Consider the following 16,803-nt stretch of genomic DNA (forward strand, 5'->3'; position numbering starts at 1 on the left):
TTATATTCAAATCACTCTTGTAGTGAGCACATTATCATTCAAAGTAATCTTTAACACATCACCGGATTCCAATGCTCCGACACCTTCCGGTGTACCGGTAAGAATCACATCTCCCGGCCGCAAAGTGAAAAAGTGAGACATATGGCTGATCAGAGGAATGATGGGGGTCAACATGTCATTGGCATTACCGTTCTGCCGTAATTCATCATTGACCATCAATGAGAACCGGGCATTTTGTGGATCACCAAAACTGCTCATCCGAATAAACCCGGATATCGGGCAAGAACCATCAAACGCCTTACTTCTTTCCCAAGGTTGACCCGCTTTCTTAAATTTGGATTGCAAATCACGCAAAGTAAGATCCAATGCGACAGCAAAACCGGCAACCGCAATGCCAACACGCTCTTGATTTGCTTGTTTCAACTGTGTACCAATCAACACAGCCAGTTCAACTTCATGATGAACAGCACCAAAATCTTTTGGAATCGCAATCGGTTGATGTATATCACATAGTGCAGTTTCCGGTTTAATAAAAACGATGGGTTCTTCCGCTGGCTGAGAACCCATTTCTTTAACATGTTTCGCGTAATTACTGCCAACACAAACAACTTTATTGACTGGAAGATCCAGTAATGCACCCTGCCAGTCTCTGTGCTGATACATACTCATTCCCCACTCTGGTTTATCAGGCATACCCCTGATTATAGCATTTATTGCACTACCCTATCAGCCATAACTCAACGTAAATGGGAAAAAACACCACGCCCGTTAATATTGCAGTGATTAATAAAACTGCAATACGGTTAATTTCACTCACCAAATCTTTGGGTTTTTCTTATTTTTTCATCTGTTGCAGATGTACATTCATTAAATTTTCATCCCGGGGTGGGATTTGCAGGTAAAAACCCTGCTCAATTAACGATACTTTTACTTTTTCTATATCAGCACTCGCCAGTGTCTTTCTGTCTGCCAGGGAGATCATCATTACGTATTGAGGCTGACCAAAACTTTTTAGTAACTCTTCAGGAACACGAGAAAAATTATCTCTTTTTTCAACATAAAGATATGTTTGTTCCCGTTTCGGGCTTCTGTAGATCACACAAATCATTATAATAAACTCTTTTAAATTAAGGCCACGACTTGCTTGAATAATTTAGTAATTATAACATGCTTATTGTATTTCGAAATATCGTATCCCAGAGGGTTGTTCTGGGGGATCTCAAATCTGCTGAATCTGAGTCAGGATAGATGTCACAGTCGCCAATTGAGCTAAAAGGCAGTAATTTTACGCTTTCGGTTGTTCATTTACACAATGATCAACCGGAAATTATTCTACAGGCCCTACAGGAAAAAGTGGAACAAGCACCAGATTTCCTGAAAAATGCGCCTGTTGTCATTAATATCTCCGCTCTGCCGGCAGGCGCTGATCTGAAAGCGCTACATCACGCTATTGATTCAGCCGGATTCTGGGTTGTTGGAATTAGCGGTTGCCGTGATGAGCAGCAACGCAAAGCGGTAATAAAAGCCGCCTTACCATTGCTAAATGAAGGCAAAAAACAAAAAGCTTCGGCACAGGAAAATAAACCAACAGAACCTACTGTAAAAAAAACCCGCATAATTAATTTACCTGTTCGCTCAGGGCAAAGAATTTATGCGCAAGGCAGTGATCTTATTGTCACCAGTAATGTCAGTGCTGGTGCCGAATTGATTGCAGACGGCAATATTCATATCTATGGCATGATGCGTGGCCGGGCATTAGCCGGCGCATCTGGTGATCAGGAATGTTTGGTTTTTTGCACCCATTTAAACGCTGAACTCATCTCTATAGCTGGGCAATATTGGCTCGGCGATAAAATCCCGACTGAATTAGCAGGAAAAGCCGCAAAACTTAGCCTGGTAAATAATGAATTAACTATTGAACCTTTAATCTAGCCCTTTTAATAAGGAATCGCTTCATGGCACGCATTATTGTTGTTACATCAGGTAAAGGTGGCGTTGGCAAAACCACTTCAAGCGCGGCCATTGCTACCGGCATTGCCCAAAGAGGTAAAAAAACCGTTGTTATCGATTTTGATATCGGTCTGCGTAACCTCGATCTGATTATGGGATGTGAACGCCGCGTAGTTTATGACTTCGTGAACGTTATCCAAGGTGACGTCTCGCTTAATCAGGCATTAATCAAAGATAAACGTACCGAGAATCTTTACATCTTGCCGGCATCGCAAACCCGCGATAAAGACGCGCTCACACCTGAAGGTGTTGAGAAAGTTTTGGTCGATCTGGATAAACAAGGTTTTGATTTTATTATCTGTGATTCCCCGGCAGGGATTGAAAGTGGTGCGTTGATAGCGCTCTACTTTGCTGATGAAGCGATTATCACAACGAACCCTGAAGTCTCTTCTGTACGTGATTCAGATCGTATTCTGGGTATTCTGGCTTCTAAATCGCGACGTGCTGAACGCGGTGAAGATCCCATTAAAGAACATCTGCTACTAACTCGCTATAACCCAGGTCGGGTAAGCCGTGGTGATATGCTCAGTATGGAAGATGTTCTGGAGATTTTATGCATTCCTTTACTTGGTGTTATTCCTGAAGATCAATCTGTACTGCGTTCATCCAACCAAGGGGAACCCGTCATTCTGGATACGGAATCCGATGCAGGAAAAGCATATACCGATACTGTTGAGCGTTTATTGGGGGAAGAACGTCCTTTCCGTTTTATTGAAGAAGAGAAGAAAGGCTTCTTAAAGCGCCTATTTGGGGGATAAAACATGGCCTTGCTAGATTTCTTTCTGTCGAGAAAAAAAACGACAGCAAATATCGCTAAAGAACGTCTGCAAATCATCGTGGCAGAACGTCGCCGTGGCGATTCTGAACCGGCTTATCTGCCTGACATGAAACGGGATATCCTGGCGGTAATCTGCAAGTATATACAGGTAGATCCTGAGATGCTCTCTGTACAATTTGAGCAGAAAGGTGATGATATTTCTGTGCTGGAGCTTAATATAACACTACCTGAGACAGAAGAAGCTCAAAAATAACGTGGTAAACCGTGCTGTTTTATCATTAATCACCATCAAAGTGACCAAGCTCATTATGTGACTGTCTGAGATGGGGTGACCCTAAATGGGAGCCCCCACTCTCTTGCGCTTTAGTCTGGCATCAGACTAAAGCAGTCGCTCTATCTGATATTAGTTAATCAGGATAGTTCGCCAGAATCTCTGCGACTGGCCTAGCCAGCAATTCTCCCCGCCATCCACTAAGCAGTTCAGGTTTGCCATTTAATTGTTTCAATTTCCAATGAACACTGAGTAACTGATTAATCTGCCGACGAGATGCCAGCAATTCAGAATTAAACCGATGCTGTTCACTTACCTGAATAATCAGCGCTTTAATATCCTTAAACGCTTTGCGATAACCAGGCTGATCAATCAGATTTGTCACCAGCGGAGGGCATTCACTTTCTGGAATATTTCCACTTTCAGCGACCATTGCCAACAGGCGACGTCCATGACAACGAATTTCCTGTCCACTTAACCCCAGCGCATCTAATTCTGCCAAAGAGGTTGGCATATAACGCGCCACCTGCCACAAGTTTTCTTCACGAATAACAAAGTTCACCGCTAAATCACGCTCTCTGGCCTGATTCAAACGCCATGCTGCCAGTTTTTTCAAACACGCAAGCTGCTGAGGACGTAATTGACAAATATTGCCTATCTGTTTATAAGCACATTCCGGTGTCAATATCTCTTTTCGGCGTCGGCTGATAAGCTCACACTCACCCATCGCGGCCTTCATATATCTGGCCTGCTCTGTCGCAGTCATCAGAATATCAGCCAAAGGTAGCAGATAATAAACATCCGCCGCTGCATATTCACATTGCTTTTCACTTAATGGGCGGGCAAGCCAGTCGGTGCGAGATTCGCTTTTATCCAACTCGACCTGAAGATATTCAGCTACCAGTGCGGCAAAACCACATGACAGAGGGTGCCCGATAAATGCAGCCAGGACCTGAGTATCAATCATGGGTTCCGGCAAGCATTGAAAGGCATTCAGAAAGACTTCCAAATCCTCACTGCCAGCATGTAACAGCTTCAATATCTGGGGATGGGTAATCAATTCACGAAAAGGTTGCCAATTAGTGATATTCAGTGGATCTATCAGAGAAAGGTGTTCGCCATCATACAGTTGTATCAAACCTAATTGTGGGTAATACGTCCGTGTGCGTACAAACTCAGTATCCAATGCTACTTTTGAGTATTCTTTTGCTCTTTCGCAGACTTGCTGCAACTGAGCATCTGTGGTGATCAACTGATAATTCAAAACATAGTTCTCTTAGCCATTCATGGTAATAAGCATGACAACGCCGGCTGAAACCGGCGTTGTCATGCTTGTAAGTATTATGAAGAGGATTAGGCTATAGCTGAATTCCTAACCTTTTCCTCTTCATCGCGCAGTTCTCTGCGAAGAATTTTACCTACATTAGATTTAGGTAATTCATCCCGGAACTCAATGATCTTAGGTACTTTATACCCTGTCAGATAACGACGGCAATGCGTTTTAAGCTCATCCTCGGTCAAACTGGGATCTCTTCGAACCACAAACACTTTAACAGTTTCACCGGAACTTTCGCTTGATACGCCAATTGCTGCTGACTCTAGCACTTTCGGGTGAGTTGATACAACATCTTCAACTTCATTAGGATACACATTGAACCCAGAAACCAAAATCATATCCTTTTTACGGTCTACGATATGAATAAAACCTCGTTCATCAACATTAGCAATATCACCCGTCGCTACCCAGCCATCTTTCAACACTTCTTCCGTCGCATCATGGCGATTCCAGTAACCCACCATAACCTGCGGACCACGGACCCACAGCTCTCCCTGCTGACCTATCGTCACCTCATTACCGTCATCATCTACAAGTTTGATTTCAGTTGAAGATACCGGGAAACCAATACTACCAGTGTAATGTTTCGAGTTATAAGGATTACAGGAAACCAATGGGGAACACTCTGTCAAGCCATAGCCTTCAAGCAAAGGCCTTCCTGTTACTTCTGCCCATTTCTCAGCAACCGCCTTCTGTACTGGCATACCACCACCAACAACGAGACGTAATGAGGAAAAATCAAGCTTCCTAAATTCTTCATTATTCAACCAAGCGTTAAACAACGTATTCACCCCAGTTACAGAAGTGAACGGGTAACGGCTCAACTCTTTGGCTGTACCGGCAATATCACGCGGGTTAGTGATCAGAAGATTGCAGCCCCCCAAGTAAATAAGCAGCAAACAGTTTACCAATAATGCAAATATGTGATAAAGAGGCAACGCAGTGACTATCAGTTCCTGACCAGAATGCAGTAATGGCGAATAAACAGCTTTTGACTGTTCAAGATTTGCCAAAATATTACGGTGCGTCAACATAGCGCCCTTAGCTACGCCGGTAGTGCCGCCAGTATATTGCAGAAAGGCCAAATCAGCGCCGTTAATATCCGGTTTTACATATTGCATGCGATAGCCTTTGTGTATCGCACTACGGAATGAGATGGCATCAGGCAAGTTATACTTAGGTACCAGCCGCTTAATATATTTCACAACAAAATCAACCAAAGTACCTTTAGGGCGAGATAACTGGTCACCCATACGCGTCAAAATAACATGCTTAACTTTGGTATTAAAAACGATCTTTTCCAATGTATGGGCAAAGTTGGACACAATCACAATAGCTGAAGTGCCGCTGTCATTAAGCTGATGTTCAAGCTCGCGTGGCGTATACATCGGGTTTACATTGACTACAACCATACCTGCACGCAGAACACCAAACAGTGCAACAGGGTATTGCAACAAGTTTGGCATCATCAGTGCAACACGATCCCCTTTGCTTAATCCCAAACCATTTTGCAAATAAGCAGCAAATGCCCGACTACGCTCTTCCAGCTTACGGAAGGTCATAACCTCACCCATGTTGATGTACGCAGGCTGATCTGCATAGTGCGCTACAGCATTTTCAAACATCTCAACCAATGATGAATAACGATCCGGGTCAATTTCCGCAGGGACATCCGCCGGATAGTGTTTTAGCCAGACTTTCTCCAAGGTAGTACTCCTGAAATTTCAATTGCTATGTTATCACTCGCCTAATAAATAACGCACGCTTTGTTTTAACAAATTATTAACTCAGCGTACCAGTGTAAAAAAGAAACATTGTTCAGGTTGAGATACACATCACTAATTTCATGTTAATCCTTACATACAAAAAACAAAGAGAACTGTGTCGTCTGTAAATTATTTTTTATAATCAGTATATTATTGCCATAGTTAACATTTAACTTAGTTGCTATTGATTATACATTGACCTACTTATTTTTCGTTTAAGATAGCATTTTTGGAATAGCATTTATTGCTTTCATCTATTCCAATACATTATTAAAAAACTAAGGGTAATAAAATATGACTATAAACAACATAACGGTTAGAATGGGAAACCATGAAGATAGTACTGTTATTAACAATATAGAACTACAAGCTGCTTCTCTTTTTCCAGACGAATTACTGCCGAAAGCACTCAGTGATAAAACCCTGTCCCTGTATACAATTGAATCAGCTATCCAAGAACAACAACTTTGGATCGCTGAAATTGATCAAAAACAGGTTGGATTTGCCCTAATCCGTGGCCTAAATCAATTGACACTGTTAGCCGAGATCGATGTGCTGCCGAAATATCATGGTCAGCGTATTGCCAGTACCCTTCTGAAAGTAGTCATTGAACAATTAAAACAGCGCAATGAGACGGCACTTTACCTCACCACTTTTCGTGATTTTATACCAAGCCGCAGATTATATGACAAATTTGGTTTTGTCTTACTGGCATCAGATGATATTCCTGATGAATTACTGGAAATTCTGGACGAGGAAGTTACTGTGGGTTTAGGTGCAAGGGTTGCGATGAAACTCACGATAAAACCAAAGAAATAGTTACATGGATCACCGCCACATAAGAGCGGCGGTTCCGACTAAAAAATAAAGTTACGATGTCACAAATCATACATTAACAAAACAACAGCTCTCGGTATTGAAATAACCTTACTCAATCAAAATAGTCTCAACAGGCACCGAGCCGGGATAATATCCATCCCATCCCCAACCTGAATAATAGGGATAACCGTAATAGTTCCACAGCCCTAGGCCAGAAGGCATCAATACCCGTTGAGCAACCCTCCAATGCTGATAACCCGTGGCATTAATCACAATATAAGCGTAATCCGCCTTGCCAATTTTCCCCTTCTCTACACCCATGATCGGGCCAACGACAGTGACGTAATTTCCTTTAAAGTCATTGGGATCAAGGAAATTATTAACATAAGCATAAATACGGCCGACAGAAGGCTCATGCAATCTCGGACTGGCATCGGATGCTAAGGGTAATGACGATATTTCCAGGCGAGTACGGTTATTTTCATTCACCACATCAAGCACCTTACCACCAAATCTCCCTTCCTGGCCGATGAACAGATCTGGTGTATTCTTAACAGAAAGCAGATCCTGAACTGGCGTTAGTGAGGTTCCCTTGACCGAATCAGGAATAGTGACACAACCTGTAAGCATGACAGCACCTAACAAAATTGCCGCTTTAAAACCAGCCCGGCAATTTATTACTCTTAACATAACCACCTTCTCCTGAAAATTGGCCCAATAACGATGTTTGAAATAACCATATGTTTAAAATAATGATGTCTATTAGATACTTTCTTTTACTACAAGTTTCATCAACCGATACTTAACGGCCCGGTAATTTTTTCCAAGTCACTTCATTACGCAAATAAATCGGTTCAGCATGTTCTACGGCTTTCATCTCACCGTTCTGCCACATCTGTACAGCCAGAGGTAACATATCTTCAGCGTGAGGTAATGTGATACCGCTGTCAGTCAGCGTTAAGTGACTTGCCATCAACTGAGAATAAGCCTGCCAACCGGTTCCGGCAATGACCCACCCACCAATTAATGAAGCCATGATCGCCTGAACCTGTTCCGGTTTCAGCACAGCTTCCGTTTCACTCCCTTGCCATTCACCTTTCTGATCACGGGTATATTGTCCCCAGTAAACTTCGCCCATCCGGGCATCAATCGCCGTTAATACTTGAGTTGCCCCTGCCAGACGAAAAACACCTTGAGCCATTGTATTAAGCGTTGAAACCCCAATAACCGGCAATTCAGCTCCCAGAGCTAAACCCTGAGCAATACCAACACCAATACGTACACCGGTAAAACTACCTGGCCCACGGCCAAAAGCCAAAGCATCAAGTTGCTGTAAACTGATGCCCGATTCAGCCAGAACAGACTGAACCATAGGTAAAATACGTTGTGTGTGTTCACGTGGAGAAATTTCAAACTGTGCCAGAACGGCGCCGTCATTCCAAAGAGCAACAGAACAGGCTTCCGTTGCGGTATCAATAGCCAGAATTCGTGTGGACATGCCTTAACCTCGGCAAGAAATATGATTCGAAATAAGGCGCTATCTTATCATAGCCTAGCCTGTTTTACCCAATTGACAGCCATAAGAAGGCTATTACTCCTTACCTATTGACGGCAAAGGGCTCTGTAACGGTGTTCTGTCTTCCTGTCGCAGCTTTGCGGTATTAAACGACTACTCACAGGTAAGGTCTGTTGATTAGCAAGGAACTGAATAATAGTTCAATAATACGAAGATATACTTAAACAGTCCCCCCTCATTGAAGATTTGACTCACTGGGTTTTGTGACTATAATCAGTTGCAAAAAGAAGTGCGTTTAGACCACACAATCTTGATGCATCGCCCCCATCCTGAAAATCATATAAAGGGAGGCACGATAAAGGCCATCAAGGAAATATTAAAAGAGGTTGGATTGATATGAAACATCTTACTTACAAAGGCTATATTGGCACGATTGAATTTGATGTGGAAGATAACTTTTTATTCGGAAAACTGGCTTATATCCGTGATTTAGTGACTTATCAGGCCACAACAATTAAGGAGCTGGAAGAAGAGTTTAAAAAATCTGTCGATTTATATTTACAGGATTGTCGGGAACTAAACAAAAAACCAGACGTTCCGTTTAAAGGGGGGTTTAACGTCAGGGTTAACCCTGAAACGCATAGACATATTGCGGAACTTGCCAATGAAAAAGGTATGACAATAAATGCCTTTGTCAATAAAGCGCTAGAAAGCGAAATTAGCAAATATCCGCGCTAGCATTGAACGACATTGTCGTACCGGTAAATCCAGCGATACCGGATAATCCGCAGTACAGCGCCCCGCTATGCTGCTACGTGGTCTTATCAATTTCATCCGAAAGGGTCACACCTAGCATTCCATGACCACGCAGGCAAAATGGAGACGTTGAGTTTGATTTTTCATGGATGGCTTCGATACATACATCATGGAGCCAGTTTTCAAAGAAGTTGTATTTTATAGGTAAACGATCACCAGCATCAAAGGCAAAGTCATCAATCACCACTTGGCACAGATTATCCGGGAAACTTATCCCGCCCTCACAGGCCATACCGTAATTTTTGCCATAACTGTAAAATTGATGACGACACCGCGAATAACGACTTTAAATGACATTATTGAAAATAACTAACAATATTATTAACACTTTAAATATATGCATAATTTAATCATTTATAACAAAAAGAGGAATTAATATGTCAGAAGCAAAAAGTTATACCGACTTGGCGCGAGAGGCATTTAATGAAGTTTCTCCTATTTATTGGGATAATAATGATTATGTAAAAAAATCAATTGAGCATAAGGAGTTTTCTTTTTTATCTCTTATCCTTCTAAATGAACTTAAAAGGGTTGGTTTTTTTGATAAAAATGTAGCTCAGTTCAACTGTAATATTAGCAGTAACTTTCACAATAGCATGCTTCTTACAGAAAATGCAGCTGTCGGTCTATTTTGGGGGATTGGCAGTTTTATTACTGTTCCGATTATAGGTGCAGCTATAGACTATCAAAACCCCGCCTACACCATTTTGCTTGGTGGTCTTTTCATTATCGTTCTTTTTATATCTATCATTAATATGAAAGTCCGGAGGTGAGTTATGATATCAGTGCAAAATTTTCTTCTAAAGGATAACCTTCTCTCTATTAAATCATTAGACTTAGACACTATAATGAATATTATAGATTTGGCTCAGAATTTTAAAGTATCAAAACCAGATAAAAAAATAAAAAAAAGAAATGAAGATATCCTTGTCGCTTCACTTTTTTTTCAGGCCAGTACAAGAACTCGCCTCAGTTTTGAAAGCGCAGCCAACCGTCTTGGTGCAAAAATTATAGGTTTTGCTGATGGTGAGTCAAGCCGTTCTGGTTCAAGCTGGAATGAAAAATTTACGGATACTGCACAAATGATCAATGCGTATGCCGATATTGCCGTTATGCGCCATGCCAAAGTTGAGCCTGTGCATAACTATTGCATAAAAAGCCGCCTTCCCGTTATAAATGCGGGAAATGGTGAAGGATTAAATGCAGAACATCCAACGCAGGCTTTGCTTGATATTTTTACCATTCATCAATCTTTCCCTCTTCATAAATCATTAACTTTATTATTATGCTGTCACCCCTCTTCCCGATCAGCACGCTCCCTTCTCTTTTGTATAGCCCTGTTTCACAATATAAAATTATTACTTTGTACTGAAGAAAATTGTAAGCTTTTACCAGAAGACGAAGCGTACCTTCGTCAAGCGGGTGTCACCTACGAATATCTCCGTAACATAAAAGAGGGGTTGTGTAGTGCGGATGTTATTTATATGGCGGGTTATAAAGAAACAGCAGATCATTTACCCGATTCCAATTTGATGCTCACTCCTGATCTACTTTCATACTTACATCCCCACGCCATAATTATGCATCCTCTTCCGCGAGGTTATGAGCTTCCTTATGAGTTAGATAATTCAGTACATTGTGCTTATTTTTCTCAGGCTGAGAACGGAGTTTTTGTCAGAATGGCTATTCTCCAAGGTTACTTCAACGTTATTGGGGGACGGTAAGGATTCGTGTGTAAACAGGAAGGGGTTTGGTGGTCGTTGTTCAGGTGATGTTCACAGTGGCGGCGATCACCGAACTCGATAATAAAGCGGCTCAGCGGCATCGCCCATTTCTGCGATGCCGTCTGGATGACCAACCACACCACCTTTTTCACCGAATCATCTAACGGGAACACTTTGCGCTTCTTGATGGTATGCCGGATCACGCTGTTCAGCGATTCGATAGCGTTGGGGGATTGCCCTAGCTAATTTTTCATCAGACAACCCTAGAATCATAGTTTCATAATTGTTTGCTCAATCAGCAGATATAATTAATCTTTCCTACCGGAGCTCCTCAGAGATTGCCGGGCTTGCAGAAAGGCAATGGCCTTTGTTAAATCACGGGTTCGTGGTGAAGGAGGCAAACTGTTAAGAAACACTTCGCCATAAGGACGCATCACCAGTCGGTTATCACAAATCACGACCACACCATAATCATCGACATCACGAATAAGCCGCCCGACACCCTGTTTCAGGCTAATAACCGCATCGGGCAACTGAACTTCATTAAATGCATCACCGCCTTTAAGCTGGCAATCTTCAATACGGGCTTTTAACAGCGGATCATCCGGTGCCGTAAAAGGCAGCTTATCAATAATGACACAGGAAAGCGCATCACCCCGCACATCCACACCTTCCCAAAAACTGCTGGTTGCCACCAATAATGCGTTCCCGGCAGAAATAAACTGAGAAAGTAACTGACCTTTACTGGTTTCACCCTGAACCAAAACCGGTAACGTCATGCTGGCCCGGAACTCTTCTGCCAAACTGCGCATCATCTGGTGTGAGGTACATAAAAAGAAACAGCGACCCTGATTAGTTTCAATCAGCGGCTTAAGCATTCTCGCCAGCCATTTTGCACCACCAGGCTGATTCGGTGACGGCAGATGACGAGGAACACAAAGCAGCGTCTGACTTTGATAATCAAATGGACTGGGCAACAGTAAAGTTTTCGCTTCTTTTAGCCCAAGCCGTTCGGTGAAGTGTGAAAGCTGTTCGTTGACGGATAATGTAGCTGACGTGAAAACCCAGCAACCTGATTGCTCATTAATAATTTCGCTGAATTTATCAGAGACAGACAAAGGTGTTAACGCCAGAAGAAAATGGCGACCATAACTTTCAAACCAATAACTGTAACCGGGGGTAGTCACCTCTTTCAGGCGCTTAAGACGGTTACGGTAAATTGTCGCCCGTTCAAAGGCCGCATCCAGCATAACTGAACGCCCCAGCGACAATTTCATCACGTCATAACAAAGCTCAAGTGCGTCATCAAGCAATACCAGCGCCCGTTGCACCTGCGGATTTTGCAACAACTCCCGCAAATTCCCCCGATAGCCATTATCCCCCAATACTAGCCGGAAATCCTGTGTACTTTGACTCAGACGATCCGCGCTCTTCTGTAACTGAGCTTGATCCCGCACTTCCGTGCGGTACGCCATAATAATGTCTCTGGCGAGATCCATCAGTTGGCGACTACTTAACTGCTGACCAAAATACTGGCTGGCAATATCGGGGATCTGGTGCGCTTCATCAAATATCTTCACTTCCGTTTGTGGGATCAACTCACCAAATCCGGTCTCTTTCACGACCATATCCGCCATAAACAGATGATGGTTGACGACAATAACATCCGCATCCATTGCCCGGCGACGCGCTTTCAAAACAAAGCACTCCTGATAGCGCGGACAATCACTGCCAAGGCAATTATCGTTAGTACTGGTGACCAACGGCCAAACCTGGCTGTCTTCCGCTATCTGATGACAGGTGCTGATATCACCTTCTTCAGTTTGTGAAGACCAGCTTCTCAACCGGACGATATCTGACAGAATGTCTGCTTCCAGCTGTCCCCCACCAAACGACTGCTGTTCCAGCCGTTCCAGACAAAGATAATTCGAACGCCCCTTTAACAGTGCCAGTTTACCGGTGAAATTAATTGCTTCAGCGACAGTCGGCAAATCACGATTATAAAGCTGATCCTGCAATGCCTTAGAACCTGTAGAAATAATCACTTTTTGCCCAGAGCGCAATGCAGGTGCCAGATAAGCAAACGTCTTACCTGTTCCTGTACCTGCTTCTACAACCAATTGTTGATGGTTTTTAATCGCACACTCAATAGCTGTTGCCATTTCTCTTTGAGCATCACGGGGTTTGAAACCTTTTATTGCTTTGGCAAGGGCACCGTTTTTCGCAAAATCGTCTGACACAAACTGTCTCTTTCAATAGAATGGATGGAGATTATGCCAATACTGTGTTCTGATCACCACCCAAAATCAGGTGCATGGCAGTTAACTTAAGGAGTATCCATGACAATTGAGCGTATTGATCCACAGGATCGCTGGTCCGAAGCTGTGGTTTACAATCAGACAATTTATTACACCAGCGTACCGGAAAATCTGGAGGGTGATATTACTGAGCAGACGGCCGATACACTGGCCGCGATTGATATCATGCTACAACGCCTCGGTTCTGATAAAAGCAAAATTATCGATGCCACTATTTTTCTGGCTGATGGAGACGAATTTGCTGGCATGAACGCCGCCTGGGATGCATGGGTTGTGGCAGGAAGTGCGCCTGTACGCTGCACAGTTGCAGCTAACTTAATGAACCCAAAATACAAAGTCGAGATAAAAATTATCGCGGGCATTTAACATTATTAAGTGAAATAGATAAAAAATTGCTCTGGCATAGACAGTTTTTAAATCCATTTTCTATAGAGTTTTGAGAGCATTCAAAGAGTTACCAAGATGTTAAAAAGCTTCAGTTAACCCGAAAGAATCAAATGTTACCTGAAGCTATCATTTTATTATAATTAACCACTTAAAATCTAAGCCATCTTAATCATCACCATCCCGAGCAACAACAAAACAATACCGCCCCAACCCTTACAATTCAGACGTTGATTAAACATAACCCAGCCGGCAGCAATCGTGGCGATAATGCCGAAAGCGCCCCACAAAGCATAAGCGATGGAAAGTTCGATTCCCTCCACTGCCTGGGCAAGCGCACTGAATGCCCCAAGAACAGCAACCAGTGAGAAAATCCCCATCCAATGGCGTCTGAAACCATCAGACAGTTTCAATAGAATATTCGCTAGAATTTCCAACACGACAGCAAGACACAGGAACGCAGCATGCCACCATTCAAATTGTTGCAACATGTTATGCCTCCTTAATTTTACTGTTTTTAGTTACGGCGGCATTGATGACAGCTTGGTCTGCCATCTTTTTCACTGCCTCAGCCGATTTTTTGACTACCGCTTTTTTAGTCCCGGATTTAATCAGCATAATCCCTGTCACCAGCAGAGCCAAACCACCTACTTTCATCAACGACAGTGATTCATCAAACCACATCACACTAAAAACAGTAATAAACAGGATACCAATCCCTTCCCACAACGCATACGCAACACCCAGCGCAACTTTCTTCACGGCCATTGCCAGCAAAATATAGGATATAGCGATCATGACATACATCACTGCCATGCCCCCCATCCCACCTGAAACGCTGGCATGTTTCATCGACAAAGTACCGATAACTTCGGTGACGATTGCCATTGCAAGGAATAACCAGTAAATCATTTTCTTTCTCCTGAACACGCAAATACGCACGTCAAGACGCCAGCCAGTACAAACACTGAACTCATCAGCAAATAAGATGAGAAATAAATAACCCGACGTTTTGACGAAATAGAAATGCCGGTTGAAAACCGGTTAACAGGAGTAAGACGCTATAACGCACCGCACCAGTAGTGCTCACTGGATAAAATGGCAGAAAGGAAAAGCATGTGGGTAGATCTTTGAAACCGGACGCTTTTGGCGCTGTTCATGATATCTCATCTTTTCATCGCGCTGATATTCCGCGCAATATACTAAGAATCCTCATAGTTATAGTGTTAGTTAGCTTAATACTTCTACCATATGGAATAATAGAAAGCAACTGCTCAATTTTATTCTTTTCTTGACTGAAAGCACAAATAAGCGAAAAAATTGGGGTATCCTATATCTTGATGACACCCCCCCCAAGCCGCTAACAACGCAGCTTGGGCCTCAATATAAAGATTTACAATCCCACGCTCATTACCCGTTATTCAAACTCATTCCACGAGCGGCCATCACGGGTGATCATAGCAACAGAAGCAACTGGCCCCCATGTTCCCGCCTGATAAGGCTTAGGCGCGTCATTATCCGCTGCCCATGCATTCATAATGGAATCAACCCACTTCCAGGCTTCCTCTACCTCATCACGACGGACAAACAGCGCCTGAATACCGCGCATTGCTTCCAGCAACAATCTCTCATAAGCATCCGCCAACGGAATATGGTTGAACGTCTCAGAGAAACTCAGATCCAGCTTAGTTGTTTGCAAACGATGTTTATGCTCAAGCCCCGGCGCTTTGTTCAGCACTTCAATATCAATACCTTCATCTGGTTGCAGACGAATCGTCAGTTTGTTCTGCGGCAGTTGCTGATAGGATTCGGCGAACAGATTCAACGCTGGTTTTTTGAAATACACCACCACCTCAGAACATTTGGTTGGCAAACGTTTGCCAGTTCTCAGATAGAAAGGCACCCCAGCCCAGCGCCAATCATCAATATCGACCCGGATAGAGACAAAAGTTTCTGTCCTGCTAGATTGGTTCGCCCCCTCTTCCTCCAGATAACCTGGCACCTTATTCCCCTGAACAAAACCGGCAGTATATTGACCCCGTACCGTTTTCTCCCGCACATTGGTGTGACCAATGCGGCGCAAAGAACGCAATACTTTCACTTTTTCATCACGGATATGGTCTGTTGTCAGATCTGCCGGAGGAGACATGGCAATCATCGTCAGGATTTGCAACAGGTGATTCTGAATCATATCGCGCATCTGCCCGGCTTGGTCAAAATACCCCCAACGGCCTTCAATACCGACTTCTTCTGCTACCGTAATTTGCACATGATCAATAGTCCGATTATCCCAGTTATTCACAAACAATGAATTGGCAAAACGCAGCGCCAGCAAATTCAATACCGTTTCTTTACCCAGATAATGGTCAATACGATAGACCTGACACTCATTAAAATACTTGGCAACTTCATCATTGATGGCCCTGGATGATTCAAGATCGGTACCTAAAGGCTTTTCCATGACAACCCGGTTTGGTTCTTTATTCAGCCCCGCCAGCCCCAATCCGTGGCAAACAGAACCAAAAGTACTGGGTGGCATGGCGAAATAATGGATTGCAGGCCGGTTATCTTGCTTAAGAATTTTTTTCAGTCTGGTGAAATCTTCCTTTTGGTTAACATCCAGATTGCAGAAATTCAGACGCTCGCTCAATGCCTTCCATAATTCTGGATCGAGTTTTTCCGGCAAGAATGTATTCAGAGCTTCTTCAACAACTTGGGTATAAGCTTTTTTATCCCAATCCGCCCGGCCAACACCGATAATTCGGGTTTCTGGATGGATATAACCCGCTTTCTCAAGCTGATAAAGGGAAGGTAATAATTTCCGGCGAGCCAAATCCCCTTTAGCGCCAAAAATAACTAAATCACAAGCCTGAGCCGTAGAAGTAACCGCCATATGTATCTCCTCATTGCGGGATATTGTAATTTTGTTACAGCATTAACCGATAATGTACCCTTTTGGCTATATCGCGTAAACAGCTATAGCAAATAACCCTCGCCTGCGTGTTAGCGACATGGACCACTGCGGCTAAAATAGTGATAGTTTTATGTAATTTTCCAACTTCCAT

Annotated in this window: 19 protein-coding genes and 1 pseudogene; 8 read left to right on the top strand and 12 right to left on the bottom strand. The window is 43.1% G+C overall.

The annotated features are described in order from the left end of the window. Positions 1-6 precede the first annotated feature (6 nt). Positions 7-663 (bottom strand): fumarylacetoacetate hydrolase family protein, encoded by a 657-nt coding sequence (locus tag ACUN2T_RS13735; RefSeq protein WP_445493576.1) that lies wholly within the window; start codon positions 661-663, stop codon positions 7-9. A gap of 172 nt (positions 664-835) precedes the next feature. Beyond that, on the bottom strand, positions 836-1,108 hold the full coding sequence (locus tag ACUN2T_RS13740; protein ID WP_445493577.1) for a YcgL domain-containing protein: 273 nt from the start codon (positions 1,106-1,108) through the stop codon (positions 836-838). 140 nt (positions 1,109-1,248) lie between these two features. Here ACUN2T_RS13740 and minC point away from each other — a divergent pair, with 140 nt between their 5' ends. The 3 genes from minC to minE are packed head-to-tail and all read left to right on the top strand — an operon-like array spanning position 1,249 to position 3,041. Continuing rightward, complete coding sequence (gene minC / locus ACUN2T_RS13745; RefSeq protein ID WP_445493578.1) at positions 1,249-1,932, top strand: septum site-determining protein MinC; 684 nt, start codon at positions 1,249-1,251, stop codon at positions 1,930-1,932. A 23-nt stretch (positions 1,933-1,955) separates the two neighbouring features. Next, complete coding sequence (gene minD / locus ACUN2T_RS13750; RefSeq protein WP_133813127.1) at positions 1,956-2,768, top strand: septum site-determining protein MinD; 813 nt, start codon at positions 1,956-1,958, stop codon at positions 2,766-2,768. Positions 2,769-2,771: 3 nt separating this feature from the next. Next, on the top strand, positions 2,772-3,041 hold the full coding sequence (gene minE, locus ACUN2T_RS13755; protein WP_023045613.1) for a cell division topological specificity factor MinE: 270 nt from the start codon (positions 2,772-2,774) through the stop codon (positions 3,039-3,041). Positions 3,042-3,195: 154 nt separating this feature from the next. Here the strand turns inward: minE and rnd are convergent, their stop codons facing one another. Further along, complete coding sequence (gene rnd / locus ACUN2T_RS13760; protein WP_445493579.1) at positions 3,196-4,323, bottom strand: ribonuclease D; 1,128 nt, start codon at positions 4,321-4,323, stop codon at positions 3,196-3,198. 89 nt (positions 4,324-4,412) lie between these two features. Further along, complete coding sequence (gene fadD, locus ACUN2T_RS13765; RefSeq protein WP_445493580.1) at positions 4,413-6,101, bottom strand: long-chain-fatty-acid--CoA ligase FadD; 1,689 nt, start codon at positions 6,099-6,101, stop codon at positions 4,413-4,415. 354 nt (positions 6,102-6,455) lie between these two features. On the opposite strand from fadD, the gene ACUN2T_RS13770 reads away from it, so the two are divergent. After that, complete coding sequence (locus ACUN2T_RS13770) at positions 6,456-6,980, top strand: GNAT family N-acetyltransferase (protein ID WP_445493581.1); 525 nt, start codon at positions 6,456-6,458, stop codon at positions 6,978-6,980. Between the two features lie 108 nt (positions 6,981-7,088). Here ACUN2T_RS13770 and ACUN2T_RS13775 read toward each other — a convergent pair whose 3' ends face one another. Beyond that, positions 7,089-7,670: a Slp family lipoprotein gene (locus ACUN2T_RS13775; protein WP_445493582.1), complete on the bottom strand. Its 582-nt coding sequence runs from the start codon at positions 7,668-7,670 to the stop codon at positions 7,089-7,091. 112 nt (positions 7,671-7,782) lie between these two features. Then, positions 7,783-8,478, bottom strand: coding sequence for a tRNA (adenosine(37)-N6)-threonylcarbamoyltransferase complex dimerization subunit type 1 TsaB (gene tsaB / locus ACUN2T_RS13780; RefSeq protein ID WP_445493583.1), 696 nt, complete (start codon positions 8,476-8,478; stop codon positions 7,783-7,785). Between the two features lie 414 nt (positions 8,479-8,892). Between tsaB and ACUN2T_RS13785 the strand changes: the two genes are divergently transcribed. Then, entirely contained in the window at positions 8,893-9,234 is a 342-nt protein-coding gene (locus ACUN2T_RS13785; RefSeq protein WP_445493584.1) for a type II toxin-antitoxin system HicB family antitoxin, read from the top strand. A gap of 73 nt (positions 9,235-9,307) precedes the next feature. Here the strand turns inward: ACUN2T_RS13785 and ACUN2T_RS13790 are convergent, their stop codons facing one another. Continuing rightward, positions 9,308-9,544, bottom strand: a complete 237-nt coding sequence (locus tag ACUN2T_RS13790; RefSeq protein ID WP_445493585.1) for an IS1096 element passenger TnpR family protein — start codon at positions 9,542-9,544, stop codon at positions 9,308-9,310. 145 nt (positions 9,545-9,689) lie between these two features. Between ACUN2T_RS13790 and ACUN2T_RS13795 the strand changes: the two genes are divergently transcribed. Both ACUN2T_RS13795 and ACUN2T_RS13800 read left to right on the top strand, forming a co-directional pair. Continuing rightward, positions 9,690-10,085, top strand: a complete 396-nt coding sequence (locus ACUN2T_RS13795) for a hypothetical protein (protein ID WP_445493586.1) — start codon at positions 9,690-9,692, stop codon at positions 10,083-10,085. A 3-nt stretch (positions 10,086-10,088) separates the two neighbouring features. Continuing rightward, positions 10,089-11,036, top strand: a complete 948-nt coding sequence (locus ACUN2T_RS13800; RefSeq protein ID WP_445493587.1) for an aspartate/ornithine carbamoyltransferase family protein — start codon at positions 10,089-10,091, stop codon at positions 11,034-11,036. Between the two features lie 62 nt (positions 11,037-11,098). Here the strand turns inward: ACUN2T_RS13800 and ACUN2T_RS13805 are convergent. Both ACUN2T_RS13805 and ACUN2T_RS13810 read right to left on the bottom strand, forming a co-directional pair. After that, positions 11,099-11,263: pseudogene (locus tag ACUN2T_RS13805) on the bottom strand (transposase); the annotation flags it as partial. Positions 11,264-11,344: 81 nt separating this feature from the next. Further along, positions 11,345-13,276, bottom strand: coding sequence for an ATP-dependent DNA helicase (locus ACUN2T_RS13810; RefSeq protein WP_445493588.1), 1,932 nt, complete (start codon positions 13,274-13,276; stop codon positions 11,345-11,347). Positions 13,277-13,375: 99 nt separating this feature from the next. Here ACUN2T_RS13810 and ACUN2T_RS13815 point away from each other — a divergent pair, with 99 nt between their 5' ends. After that, a complete protein-coding gene (locus tag ACUN2T_RS13815) occupies positions 13,376-13,720 on the top strand; it encodes a RidA family protein (RefSeq protein WP_445493589.1) in 345 nt (114 codons plus the stop codon). A gap of 176 nt (positions 13,721-13,896) precedes the next feature. Here the strand turns inward: ACUN2T_RS13815 and mdtI are convergent, their stop codons facing one another. From mdtI to zwf, 3 genes are all read right to left on the bottom strand, one after another. Beyond that, on the bottom strand, positions 13,897-14,229 hold the full coding sequence (gene mdtI, locus ACUN2T_RS13820; RefSeq protein ID WP_445493590.1) for a multidrug/spermidine efflux SMR transporter subunit MdtI: 333 nt from the start codon (positions 14,227-14,229) through the stop codon (positions 13,897-13,899). Position 14,230: 1 nt separating this feature from the next. Next, on the bottom strand, positions 14,231-14,650 hold the full coding sequence (gene mdtJ / locus ACUN2T_RS13825) for a multidrug/spermidine efflux SMR transporter subunit MdtJ (RefSeq protein ID WP_445493591.1): 420 nt from the start codon (positions 14,648-14,650) through the stop codon (positions 14,231-14,233). Positions 14,651-15,155: 505 nt separating this feature from the next. Continuing rightward, positions 15,156-16,631 (bottom strand): glucose-6-phosphate dehydrogenase, encoded by a 1,476-nt coding sequence (zwf, locus tag ACUN2T_RS13830; RefSeq protein WP_445493592.1) that lies wholly within the window; start codon positions 16,629-16,631, stop codon positions 15,156-15,158. Between the last annotated feature and the right edge of the window lie 172 nt (positions 16,632-16,803).

The organism is Photorhabdus machadonis, assembly GCF_052657765.1.